The sequence below is a fragment of the Vibrio sp. V03_P4A6T147 genome, assembly GCF_002241085.1.
GTDB lineage: Bacteria > Pseudomonadota > Gammaproteobacteria > Enterobacterales > Vibrionaceae > Vibrio > Vibrio anguillarum.
In genome coordinates, this window is the sequence record NZ_NDIO01000091.1 from 1 (window position 1) to 12,393 (window position 12,393).

At 44.3% G+C, this 12,393-nt stretch carries 9 protein-coding genes; 4 read left to right on the forward strand and 5 right to left on the reverse strand.

All coding sequences use genetic code 11. The features are described from left to right. Positions 1-67 precede the first annotated feature (67 nt). Together B9J84_RS03260 and B9J84_RS03265 are read left to right on the forward strand one after the other, a co-directional pair. On the forward strand, positions 68-1,756 hold the full coding sequence (locus B9J84_RS03260) for an AMP-binding protein (RefSeq protein WP_094123518.1): 1,689 nt from the start codon (positions 68-70) through the stop codon (positions 1,754-1,756). 154 nt (positions 1,757-1,910) lie between these two features. After that, positions 1,911-2,123, forward strand: coding sequence for a VF530 family DNA-binding protein (locus B9J84_RS03265; RefSeq protein ID WP_094123519.1), 213 nt, complete (start codon positions 1,911-1,913; stop codon positions 2,121-2,123). Positions 2,124-2,291: 168 nt separating this feature from the next. On the opposite strand, the gene fusA is transcribed toward B9J84_RS03265, so the two are convergent. Beyond that, on the reverse strand, positions 2,292-4,385 hold the full coding sequence (gene fusA / locus B9J84_RS03270) for an elongation factor G (protein ID WP_017043055.1): 2,094 nt from the start codon (positions 4,383-4,385) through the stop codon (positions 2,292-2,294). Positions 4,386-4,547: 162 nt separating this feature from the next. Next, positions 4,548-5,927 (reverse strand): DNA repair protein RadA, encoded by a 1,380-nt coding sequence (gene radA, locus B9J84_RS03275; RefSeq protein WP_013856131.1) that lies wholly within the window; start codon positions 5,925-5,927, stop codon positions 4,548-4,550. A gap of 191 nt (positions 5,928-6,118) precedes the next feature. Between radA and B9J84_RS03280 the strand changes: the two genes are divergently transcribed. After that, positions 6,119-8,464 (forward strand): PilZ domain-containing protein, encoded by a 2,346-nt coding sequence (locus tag B9J84_RS03280; protein ID WP_013856130.1) that lies wholly within the window; start codon positions 6,119-6,121, stop codon positions 8,462-8,464. Between the two features lie 70 nt (positions 8,465-8,534). Here B9J84_RS03280 and serB read toward each other — a convergent pair whose 3' ends face one another. Then, a complete protein-coding gene (gene serB / locus B9J84_RS03285; RefSeq protein WP_029189892.1) occupies positions 8,535-9,515 on the reverse strand; it encodes a phosphoserine phosphatase in 981 nt (326 codons plus the stop codon). Positions 9,516-9,702: 187 nt separating this feature from the next. Here serB and B9J84_RS03290 point away from each other — a divergent pair, with 187 nt between their 5' ends. After that, entirely contained in the window at positions 9,703-10,320 is a 618-nt protein-coding gene (locus B9J84_RS03290; RefSeq protein WP_026027378.1) for a YtjB family periplasmic protein, read from the forward strand. 59 nt (positions 10,321-10,379) lie between these two features. On the opposite strand, the gene deoD is transcribed toward B9J84_RS03290, so the two are convergent. Both deoD and deoB read right to left on the reverse strand, forming a co-directional pair. Next, positions 10,380-11,099, reverse strand: a complete 720-nt coding sequence (gene deoD / locus B9J84_RS03295; RefSeq protein ID WP_013856127.1) for a purine-nucleoside phosphorylase — start codon at positions 11,097-11,099, stop codon at positions 10,380-10,382. A 79-nt stretch (positions 11,100-11,178) separates the two neighbouring features. Then, positions 11,179-12,393 (reverse strand): phosphopentomutase (gene deoB / locus B9J84_RS03300; RefSeq protein ID WP_094123520.1); only part of this gene is annotated, 1,215 nt, incomplete at its 5' end.

The window sequence follows — 12,393 nt, forward strand, 5'->3', positions numbered from 1 at the left end:
ATGCTAAAGTTAACAAAACATTAACATAAGAATAATAATATTTTTGCCAATAACATGGAGTTAGAGAATGATTCAGCCTAACGAGTTAAGCAAAGCAACTTGTGCTCTCCCACCACCGAATGAAATGATCTTGAAATGGGCAGCGGAACGCCCCAACCAAGTTTATTTAAGACAAATTATTAACCGAAAATTTGTTGAATACACCTATGCTGAAGTCGCCAATAAAGCACTCAGGCTCGCCTCGGCGCTACAAGCGCTAGGGGCAAAACCCCAAGATAAAATTGCACTCATTTCCAAAAACTGCGCTGAATGGTTTGTGTGTGATCTCGCAATGATGCTCGGCGACTTTGTCAGTGTTCCCATTTTTCCAACGGCTGGCGCCGATACCATCGAATACTGCCTCACCCATAGCGAAACAAAAATAGTCATTGTGGGTAAACTCGATAACGGCCAAGCTACCCAACAAGTATTGAGCCATTTGCCAGATATCATCAGTATTGCGCTACCCTATGATTCTGCTCCCACTTGCGATCACCTGTTTACAAAATTGATTGAGCACTATCCGCCAAGCACAGAACGCCCTGTACATCATGACAATAAGTTGATGTCTTTAGTCTATACATCGGGTACGTCGGGCTTGCCGAAAGGGGCTATGCTGACCTACGGTGCATTTAGCTGGTCAGCTCAACAGCTTATAAACCACATTGGCATTCAAGAAAACGACCGTTTATTTTCCTACCTCCCTTTGGCTCATATTACTGAACGTGTTTATATTTTTGGCTCTTCCATCATGGGTGGGGTACAAACGGCCTTCCCTGAATCATTAGACACCTTTATTGAAGATGTCAAAATGCAGCGCCCGACGCTCTTTATCTCAGTACCAAGGTTATGGACTCTATTTCAGCAACGCATTCAAGACAAATTACCGCAGAAAAAGCTCAATTTTCTGCTAAAGATCCCTTTTGTAAGCACGCTGATTAAGAAGAAACTTGCTGATGGCTTAGGGCTTGATCAAGCACGTGTGCTTGGTTGTGGCTCGGCTCCCGTATCACCGGCGTTATTAGAGTGGTATCACCAAATTGGGCTGAACATTACCGAAGCTTGGGGCATGACAGAATCTTTTGCTTATAGCACCCTGAACTACCCGTTTAGAGCCGACAAATTGGGGTCGGTTGGACGAGCAGGCCCAGGAATCGAACTTAAAATCGCTAATAATGATCATGAGATTATGGTGCGTGGCCAAGGACTATTTTCTGGCTATTATAAAAATGACATTGCAACTCAAGAGTCATTTGATAAAGAAGGATGGCTACATACTGGCGATATCGGTTTTATTGATGCTGAAGGTTATCTCACCATTCAAGGGCGCAAAAAGGACACCTTTAAAACAGCCAAAGGCAAGTTTGTGGCTCCCGTACCTATCGAAAATAAACTGTTCGAATACACTCGAGTCGAGATGATGTGTCTGATTGGCTTAGGGCTTCCCGCCCCTATTTTGCTAGTTGTTCCACATAATTTCCCTCATTTTGATCGCGTTCGTTATGAGCGTACTACTCAAAAAGTCATTAAGCGGATGAATGAGGAATTGGAATCGCATGAGCAAATCAAAGGCGTGCTAATGATAAAGGAGCCATGGTCAATCGAAAATGGTGTCCTCACTCCTACCTTAAAAATCAAGCGGCATGTATTAGAACAGAAATATCATGAAATGGGGCACAATTGGCCAAAAGGACAACTGGTTGTTTGGGAAGAGTAATCCATTCTAATTGAGCAGGTTGGACTTAGCCTCTAACCTGCCAATACACCAAGTTTTCACACTAACAACCTCCTATATTGCCTAATATTTTGTCCTAATTTAACTCCTGTGCCTGCTATACTTAGCTTAAATAACGCTATTGAATAATTGAATCATGACACAAGATAATAACCCGCTGCATGGGGTCACTTTAGAAAAACTACTCACGGCTCTCGTTGAATACTATGGCTGGGAAGAGCTCAGCTACATGGTCAATATTAACTGCTTTAAAAAGGATCCGAGTATTAAATCAAGCTTGAAGTTTTTACGTAAAACTGAATGGGCACGTATTAAAGTTGAAGAAATCTATATCAACCTTAAGGGCTAACTAAACGATATGAATTGAGTAGCATAAACTACCTTCGCCCGGCAGTTTCTGCTTTTATCGGTTCTGCTTTTATCGGTTTTTATGCCCTTTTCTATTTCGTTGTTACATAAAAAAGCCCCACCAGCTTTCACTGGTGGGGCTTTTTACGTTCAGCTTAGCTTTTAAGAATTACTTCTTATCTGCTTCTTTACGTGCTTTAACGTCAGCAATAACTTGCTCTGCAACGTTTGCAGGACATGCAGCGTAGTGTGAGAACTCCATAGAGAACTGACCACGACCAGATGTCATTGTACGTAGGTGACCGATATAACCAAACATTTCAGATAGAGGAACGTTCGCTTTAATACGTACACCTGTTACGCCAGCTTCTTGATCTTTAATCATGCCACGACGACGGTTAAGGTCACCGATAACATCACCAACGTGATCTTCTGGAGTAAACACGTCAACGTGCATAATTGGCTCTAGAAGTTGAGCGCCAGCTTTAGGCATAGATTGACGGAATGCACCTTTCGCTGCGATTTCAAATGCGATTGCAGATGAGTCAACTGCGTGGAAGCCACCGTCGAACAGTTCAACTTCAACGTCTAGTACAGGGAACCCAGCAAGAACACCTTGGTCCATCATAGACTTAAAGCCTTTCTCTACCGCAGGCCAGAATTCTTTAGGTACGTTACCACCAACAACTACTGATTTGAACGTGAAACCTGAATTTGGCTCACCTGGTTTGATACGGTAGTCGATCTTACCGAACTGACCAGAACCACCAGACTGTTTCTTATGCGTATAGCTGTCTTCAATTGCTTTAGTGATAGTTTCACGGTAAGCAACTTGAGGAGCACCAACGATAAGATCAATGCCGTGTGTACGCTTAAGGATATCAACTTTGATATCTAGGTGAAGTTCACCCATACCTTTTAGGATGGTTTCGCCAGTTTCTTCATCAGACTCAACTTGGAATGATGGATCTTCTGAAACCATTTTACCTAGCGCAATACCTAGCTTCTCAGAACCGCCTTTGTCTTTAGGAGCAACAGCGATAGAGATTACAGGCGTTGGGAAAATCATTGGCTCAAGAGTACATTCGTGTTTAGGATCACATAGAGTGTGACCAGTTTTCACGTTTTTCATACCAACGATAGCGATGATATCACCCGCTTGAGCGGAATCAAGTTCGTTACGATCGTTCGCGTGCATCTCAACCATACGGCCAATACGCTCAGTCTTACCAGTAGCACTGTTAAGAATGGTGTCACCTTTCTTCAGTTTACCAGAATAAATACGGATAAACGTTAGGGCACCAAAACGGTCATCCATGATCTTGAACGCAAGTGCACGGAATGGTTCGTCAACAGAAACTGTTGCAACTTTACCAGTAGGCTCACCTGTTTCAGGATCAGTCAGATCTTGAGGTACAACTTCAGCTGGAGCTGGAAGATAATCAACAACGGCATCTAGTAGAAGTTGCATGCCTTTGTTTTTGAATGCTGAACCACAGAATGTAGGGAAGAACGCTAATTCACGAGTACCCTTACGGATACAAGCTTTTAGTTGCTCAATAGTTGGCTCTTCGCCTTCCATATAAGCCATCATTAGCTCGTCGTCTTGCTCTACTGCAGTTTCAATTAGCATTTCACGGTATTCTTCAACTTGCTCTACCATGTCTGCTGGAATTTCTTTGATTTCGTAGTTTTCTGGCTGACCTGAATCATCCCAAACGTAAGCTTGACGGTTTAATACGTCAACAACGCCAACGAATTCGTCTTCACGACCAATTGGAAGAGTCATAACAAGTGGGTTTGCGCCAAGAACTTTCTTCACTTGTCCTACAACGCGGAAGAAGTCTGCACCCATACGGTCTAGTTTGTTTACGAAGATCAGACGAGCTACTTCTGAATCGTTCGCGTAACGCCAGTTAGTTTCTGACTGAGGTTCAACACCGCCAGAACCACAGAATACACCAACACCGCCATCAAGAACTTTCAGAGAACGGTAAACTTCAACTGTGAAGTCAACGTGCCCAGGAGTATCGATAACGTTAAAACGGTGATCTTTCCAGAAACAAGTCGTCGCTGCTGATTGAATTGTGATACCGCGTTCAGCTTCTTGATCCATGAAATCCATGGTAGAAGCGCCATCGTGTACTTCACCTGTACGGTGGATTTTACCAGTAAGCTTAAGAATACGCTCAGTGGTAGTGGTTTTACCGGCATCAACGTGCGCGAAAATACCAATGTTTCTGTATTTTGATAAATCTGCCATTGTCTTACTCTGTTAATAAGGTATAAAGTGCGCGCAGAGTATATCACAATCTGTCAAGACTGATACCCTTGCATACGCTTGCTTGAAAAAAAATATAGTACGGTTACGAACTGTCGGTGAAATATAGGTCATAACCGTAAAAGAGGCGAGTTTAATTAAGATTTATAACTCATCAAATGCTTCAATTGCTTCAGATAATTTCTTCACACCGTGCAATTGCATGCCCGGTATTCCACCTTTAGGCATATTCGCCATCGGAATAATTGCTTTCTTAAAACCATGTTTAAATGCTTCATTTAATCGCTCTTGACCACTAGGTACTGGGCGAATTTCTCCGGCCAAACCGACTTCGCCAAACACGACAACATCTTTAGCAAGTGGTTTATCTCTGAAGCTTGAAAGCAGTGCCATGAGAAGTGCTAAGTCGGCGCTTGTTTCCGTCACTTTAACGCCACCAACCACATTAACAAACACATCTTGATCGGACATTTGTAAGCCACCGTGCTTGTGAAGCACTGCCAACAATAAAGATAAGCGATTTTGCTCAAGCCCAACGGCGACTCGCCTTGGGTTCGCTAATTGTGAATAGTCAACCAGTGCTTGGATCTCCACTAGCAGTGGACGCGTTCCTTCCCATACAACCATCACCGAACTACCCGAAGTATCTTCTTCACCTCGCGAAAGGAAAATGGCAGAAGGATTACTCACTTCACGCAAGCCCTGTCCCGTCATGGCAAAAACGCCGAGTTCATTGACCGCACCAAATCGGTTCTTGTGACTGCGTAATGTACGAAAACGACTATCAGTCCCTCCGTCGAGCAATACCGAGCAGTCAATAATATGCTCTAGCACTTTTGGGCCAGCCAAAGAACCGTCTTTAGTAACGTGTCCGACTAAAAATACGGCAACGTTGTTTTGCTTAGCGTAGCGTGTGAGCGTTGTCGCAGACTCGCGCACTTGTGCCACCGTACCGGGAGAGGATTGGACGTCGGCCACATGCATCACTTGAATTGAGTCTATGACCATGATGCGAGGCTGCTCTTTTTCAGCGATTTGGCAAATGCGATCTACATTGGTTTCCGACAGCATTTTAAGCTTATCTTTAGGTAAACCAAGACGTGAGGCTCGCATCGCGACTTGCTGAAGCGATTCTTCACCCGTGACATACAAAGCAGGCATTGACGCCGCGAGCTGACACATGGTTTGCAGCAATAAAGTCGATTTCCCAGCGCCAGGGTTACCACCGATTAAAATCGCCGCGCCGGGTACGACACCACCACCCAATACACGGTCCAACTCTTTAAAGCCGCTAGAAAACCGTGGGACTTCCTGCAGATTAATATCCGACAGTACTTGGACTTGTGATTCCGTTACCGCCCCAGCGTAACCACCTAGTCGCTCATTACGTGCAACCTGCGGCGATGCTGCCAAGCGTACTTCGGTGATAGTATTCCATGCACCACAAGCACTACATTGACCTTGCCAACGCGGAAAATCTGCGCCGCAATCATTACATACATAGGCGCGTTTTGCTTTTGCCATGCTTCCTCAACAATTCCTGTTTCTTGTTGGTAACCTATACTTTTCAAGCTTAAAGATTAAACTGTTAAGTAATCATGAAGTGATATAAGTTGATTTACGTTTAAATAAAGGTTGAACCTTCGCAACAGATAACTAAAGATTATGATAACGATGCCGATTAATCTTTGAGACGGACACTCTAACAGAAAAGTATGCAGCAATCTGAAATTCTATCAATCGCAGAGCGTTTGATCCCAGCTTACCGTTTACCTGATTTTGAATACCTTCTTTCACAAATGACAGAAGATGAATCACCGTCGGCAAAATTACTGGTCAAAATGGAGCTCAATCGCATTATGGCTCCTTGTGTTAAAAGTATTGACTTGCGAGGTCGGGTACAAGGGGAATGCCGAGAATATGAATTAGATGGCCGCAAACATTGGTTCGACGATGTGGCCTTTAACGCCTATCACAAAGGGGTCAAAAAATTTGGTGCGTACACGGAAGGTGTATGGGAAGCATTAAACAATACACCAAACAACTTCCGTGTGATGCAACAACGTGGTGCCCAAAACCCACAAAAAGACGGTGGTGGCAGTACGTTTTTTGAGGCTGAGCCAATTAAGCTTGGTTATGATCTCAAGCGTCAAGAAAATCGCTTAAAAGTCACCTCACAAGTTGAGATTCACCTACCTAGTAAACAGCTGGTCAATGGCCTCAGTGTTGATCTATCCGTTTCGGGTGCAAAATTTAAAGTTCCCGCCGCTTTTAACTACAAGCTCGGTGAGGTGATCAAAGTCTATTTTTCCGAACTCAACAAAACGTCAGAAGTGGTTGGACTGCACCACGCCATTGAATATCGTATTTTAGGTATTGATGAGTCTTACGATAACGATGCCGTGAAATTTCTGCGTACGCTAAAACTTTCCGACACTAACATCATCGAAAAAGTGATTACTGAATCGCTGCAAAATAACACTCAAAAAGCGCGCCACGATAACCAAGATAAACTCATCCGAGCTCGAACCCGTGGTTACGAGCACACCTATTTAAAACACACCTGTAACTTACCAGTGTTTTTTAGTGGCAGTGAATTGAAGTTGGTGCTGCTGACTGAAAATAACCAACCGATCTGGCAATACTGGCACGACGAGCGTAATCAACAAGCACTCGGTTCGTTATTCAATAAAGAGCGGATGGAACAGTTAACCAAGCCGGGGATGCGGGGTAGCAATAATGTGCTTTATGCTTTCAAGCATGAACATCAGGAAAAAACGCTCTTTTTTTCAATGATGATGCCCGAGGCTAACCGTGAACAAAGAAAAATGTTTTGGCATGTTGGCGCTCGTAGACAAAGTTGGAAAGCGTTTCGCTTATTTGTCTTTGAACTCTCGGATGAAGAGCGTCAAGAACTTGCGGTTCATGCCCATGAATTGTCAGATCGCTCAAGCCACTTAACGCACTGTGGCGTTTTACAAGAAATTGGCGATGAGGATTCGGCAAAAGATTACCTATTGACTGACAAACCCAATTTACCCAATAGCGAACTCAATAAATTTCGTCATCCAAGGCAGATCATTGGCCAACCTACAGGCATTTATTTTGATGCTCGCTCGCGTAGAAAAGAGCCTCGTTACCAATTCAAGACACCGCTGACCATCACTTCAGGATCTGGGGTAAATGCGACTGGCCATACGGTTGATTTATCCAAACGTGGTTTAAGTATTATTGTGGATACACCACTACCCGTGAAAGCAGGCGATAACGTCACCATCAATTACCACGAATTACAGCTTTACGACAAAAAGCTGCCACTGCATAGCCTTCCCTATAATGTCATTCGTATTGGGCCCGAAGGTCGGCGTCTACAATTGGTGATAGAAGAAAATATACATACCATCAAAACAATCGCTTTTTTCAATAGCATTATTGAAAACAATCAAGATAAGTTGTTACAGAAAGAAGAAGTGCTACCAAGTCATAACTTGCTGGAAGGGTTGCACAACATTTTGCTTGATAAGATGATAAGTTCGCCAATTTTCGTTGATAAACACGGTGCAAATTTACGCCCTAAAGTGATTGGCGTGAATTATCCCTTGCCGCCTCATCTTGTGTTACTGGCTAAATTAGGCCAAGAAAATCGCATCACGTTAGAGCCAATATTCAAAGGTCACACCAATACTCTACTGGCTAAACCGATGCGGCGCATTGAAGGAGCGATACCGCAATATCACGACGTTTATATTGCGGCAATCAAATTTGGCACGCGTATTCAATCAATCCAATCGAAATTATTAAGTGATTTTGAAAACACTAAAGAGCGTATTGATTTCATTCAAAAAGCGCAGCACATGGGTGAAATTTACATCTTGAGGATTTGCAGTGCACCCGTCTTTGACCCAATCACTACGCTGCTGCGCAGTGATCTCAATGAGTTGGCACAAATTAGTCTTCATCACGCTCGTACGCTAGAAAAAGAGATCACCTCAATCATTGGTTATGGAGAGGTGATCGATATTACAGAAGAAGTATTGATTCGCTTAGAGCTAACTTTGTAAAAGCAACTGACTTTTGTAGAAGAGAGAGTGGGCATCGATCACTCTCTTATCTCTTGCGGTTGAGCTTTACTTAAGGTTTCACTTTCCAACTGAGTTTTTGCTGCTTCACCAATGAGGCAGAGAGAATACAGAGCACGCCACCAAGGCCTGCAAAACGGACCGCCGCTTGTGCTTTTTCTTCAACTTTAGGTTTAGCATGATAAGCAACTCCTAACCCCGCAGCAGCCATCATAACTAAATCATTCGCCCCATCGCCAACCGCGACAGTATTGTGCAATTCAATCTCATAACGTTGTGCTAACTCAACCAAAATATCGGCTTTGGTTTGTGCCGAAACAACATCACCTAGCACTTGACCAGTAAGCTTGCCATCAACAATTTCCAACGTATTGGATTGCGCATGATCAAGTTGCAGTTCGCTTTTTAAATAATCTGAAAAATAGGTAAAGCCACCGGATGCAATCGCCGTTTTCCACCCCAATGCATGCAGTGTCGCCAACAGTTCACGTAAATCGGGCATCATGGGTAATGTAGAGCGAACCGCTTCAAGAATCGACTCATCGGCACCAGCAAGCTTTCCAACCCGCTGACGCAAGCTTTGCTCAAAATCCAATTCACCTTGCATCGCTCGCTCAGTGACTTCGGCTACCTCCTCTCCGACACCCGCTAACTTAGCTATCTCATCAATGCATTCAATTTGAATCGCCGTGGAGTCCATATCCATCACAATCAAACCCGGTTTAGAAAGGTCTGGTACTTCACACAAACGGGCATAATCAATTTCGAGCCCTTGTAAAATTTTCTCGTGCTCTGTCGTCAGCTCACCTGACATCAGCGCCACTTCATAATGCCCCACTTTCCACATATCGAGGACAGCGTTGTAGTAACCGGTAAAAAAGTCAATATCATCAAAGTGTTGAGTGGAGAGATAAGGTGCAAAAACAATCCAACTTGCTTTTGCTTTGTCAAATTGTGAAGAGAAACGAGTTTCAGGCAAGCGGTTGAGCAGCGTTGTGTGCCTTTTGATCGGCAATGTTTTGAGGGCATCCATGTTTATCATTCCTTAATCAATCCTTTTCCTTCAGCCTGCTTAAACGCACCACAAGCAAAAAGGGATCAACTCGATTCAATGCTCGAGTATCAATAAATGGGTGTATGCCCCTGACGTTACCCTATTGCAATTTAAAAACGCAAGTCTCAATATGAGTAAAGTTTTTATTTATCCAATCAGGTGGGTTATGGACGGCTCTTTATTTTCATTTCGCGTCGCAATTCGTGTGCTTACCGTCATTTTATTAGCAGGCATGTTCTTCTTTACCGTAAAAAACAGCGTTGTGATCAGTAAAGGTAACGAACGAATTCAGGCCAACCAACTAGAAACATTAACTAAGGTTTTGATTTCACAGGCATCATTATCTGCGGGCAGCATGATATCAGAGCAAGATCAAGAGCGCCTACTAGCCCTGACCAACCAGTTAGCTCAAGACAAACTGGTGTTTGATGCCACCATTTATGATTCCGAAGGGGTCAAATTAGCCGCCAGCGATAACGCGTTAAGCGTACGCGAAGTATTAGGATTGGATACACCACTGCGCACGGCCAGCATTGGCCGTCAGCAACTGGTTGAGCCTGTCTATCATGAAAGCAGTATCATTGGTTTTATCCGCATTACTTTTGAAACTGGCCGCGTCACCGCAATTTCAGATCACCACTATCGTAAAAGTGATCGCTACATGTATCTCATGCTGCTAACCAGCTTTGTCAGCGGTGTATTGCTCACACTGCTACTGCTGCGCCGAAAGCCAAAGAGTGGTGGAGAGAACCTGCTGCTACAGAATGTGGATGATATGACTTAGCAGGCTTTGTAAATAAAAAAAACCTCAGTTGCGACACTGAGGTTTTTTATAAAAGAATATTATTGAGCGTCGCCAATCAATACTGAATCTAACGCAATTTCAATCATTTCATTGAAAGTGTTTTGACGCTCTTCTGACGTCGTTTGCTCGCCAGTTTTGATGTGATCAGAGACAGTGCAAATCGTCAGTGCTTTTGCGCCATATTCCGCCGCTACGCCGTAGATTCCTGCCGCTTCCATTTCTACACCAACAATGCCGTATTTATCCATAACATCGAACATCTCTGGATCTGGCGTGTAGAAAAGCTCTGCAGAGAACAAGTTACCCACTTTCACGTTAATACCACGCGCCGTAGCCGCCTCTTCTGCGGCTTTAACCATTTTGTAATCGGCAATCGCAGCAAAATCATGGTCTTTAAAACGGATGCGGTTAACTTTGGAATCGGTACAAGCCCCCATACCAATAACAACATCACGCACTTTGATATCGTCGCTGACCGCACCACAGCTTCCGACACGGATCACTTTTTTTACGCCAAAATCTTTGATAAGTTCCGTCACGTAAATTGAGCATGAAGGGATCCCCATGCCATGGCCCATTACCGAAATTTTACGACCTTTGTACGTGCCGGTATAACCAAACATGTTACGCACATCACACACTTGTACCACATCATCCAGGAAAGTTTCTGCGATGTATTTGGCACGAAGCGGGTCACCCGGCATTAAAACGACGTCTGCAAATGCGCCCATTTCAGCATTAATATGTGGAGTTGCCATTAAAAGTATCCTTTATCTAAATTGACCAAAGAATAGAGAGTGATCTCTCTATTCATCCTCAAAAAATGAATCGCTACGCTTACTGTAAGAAATTGGTGCCGTAATCCATCGCAGACGTACCGAAATAGTGCGCCAGTGACTGGCCAATATCAGCAAACGTCTCGCGACGGCCCAACGAACCGGGTGCCACTTTGTGACCATAAACTAACACTGGAATGTGCTCACGCGTATGATCCGTGCCCGGCCAAGTTGGATCGCAACCATGATCCGCCGTAAGAATAAGCACATCGTCCTCTTCCATTAACTCAAGCACTTGTGGCAGACGCTTGTCAAAGTACTCCAGTGCCGCAGCGTAGCCCGCTACATCACGGCGATGACCATAAGCAGAATCAAAATCAACGAAGTTAGTGAAGACGATAGTGTTATCTTTCGCTTGTTTGATTTGTTCTAGTGTTGCATCAAATAAAGCTGGGATGCCTGTCGCTTTAACTTTATGAGTGATGCCGCAGTAGGCGTAAATATCGGCAATTTTACCAATAGAAACCACGTTACCTTGCTTCTCATCAACCAACTTTTGCAGCACGGTCGCCGCTGGCGGCTCAACGGATAAATCACGACGGTTGCCAGTACGAGCAAATTCTCCCGCTTTCGGGCCAATGAACGGGCGCGCAATCACGCGGCCAATGTTGTAATCCGCCAATTCTTCACGTGCGATCTGGCAAAGTTCTAACAAACGATCAAGACCAAACGTCTCTTCGTGACAAGCTATTTGGAACACTGAGTCAGCTGAGGTATAGAAAATCGGTTTACCCGTTTTCATGTGCTCTTCACCCAAATCATCTAAAACCTGAGTGCCTGATGCATGGCAGTTACCAAGAAAACCATCCAAACCTGCGCGTTCAATAATGCGATCTGTCAGCTCTTTCGGGAAACTATTTTGCTTATCGCTGAAATAACCCCATTCAAACAGCACAGGAACACCAGCAATTTCCCAGTGACCCGAAGGAGTATCTTTACCTGATGAAAGCTCAGCGGCGTGGCCGTACGCACCGATAATATCAGCGTTGGCATCAAGCCCCGGAGCAAAACGCCCCGTTGACTCTTTATGCGCCATGGCAAGCCCCAGTTTCGATAAGTTTGGCAGCGTCAATGGGCCCTGGCGATCCGCGTTATTCGCTTCGCCTTTAGCACATTGGTCTGAGATGTGGCCCAAAGTGTCAGCGCCAACATCACCAAATTGTGGTGCATCAGCGGTTTCGCCGATACCAAATGAATCTAATACTAAAATAAATGC

What these genes read in the sequence shown, in the direction of transcription:
- B9J84_RS03260 (WP_094123518.1), top strand. Translation starts at nt 68, where the DNA reads ATGATTCAGCCTAACGAGTTAAGCAAAGCAACTTGTGCTCTCCCACCA.
- B9J84_RS03265 (WP_094123519.1), top strand. Translation starts at nt 1,911, where the DNA reads ATGACACAAGATAATAACCCGCTGCATGGGGTCACTTTAGAAAAACTA.
- fusA (WP_017043055.1), bottom strand. Translation starts at nt 4,385, where the DNA reads ATGGCAGATTTATCAAAATACAGAAACATTGGTATTTTCGCGCACGTT.
- radA (WP_013856131.1), bottom strand. Translation starts at nt 5,927, where the DNA reads ATGGCAAAAGCAAAACGCGCCTATGTATGTAATGATTGCGGCGCAGAT.
- B9J84_RS03280 (WP_013856130.1), top strand. Translation starts at nt 6,119, where the DNA reads ATGCAGCAATCTGAAATTCTATCAATCGCAGAGCGTTTGATCCCAGCT.
- serB (WP_029189892.1), bottom strand. Translation starts at nt 9,515, where the DNA reads ATGGATGCCCTCAAAACATTGCCGATCAAAAGGCACACAACGCTGCTC.
- B9J84_RS03290 (WP_026027378.1), top strand. Translation starts at nt 9,703, where the DNA reads ATGGACGGCTCTTTATTTTCATTTCGCGTCGCAATTCGTGTGCTTACC.
- deoD (WP_013856127.1), bottom strand. Translation starts at nt 11,099, where the DNA reads ATGGCAACTCCACATATTAATGCTGAAATGGGCGCATTTGCAGACGTC.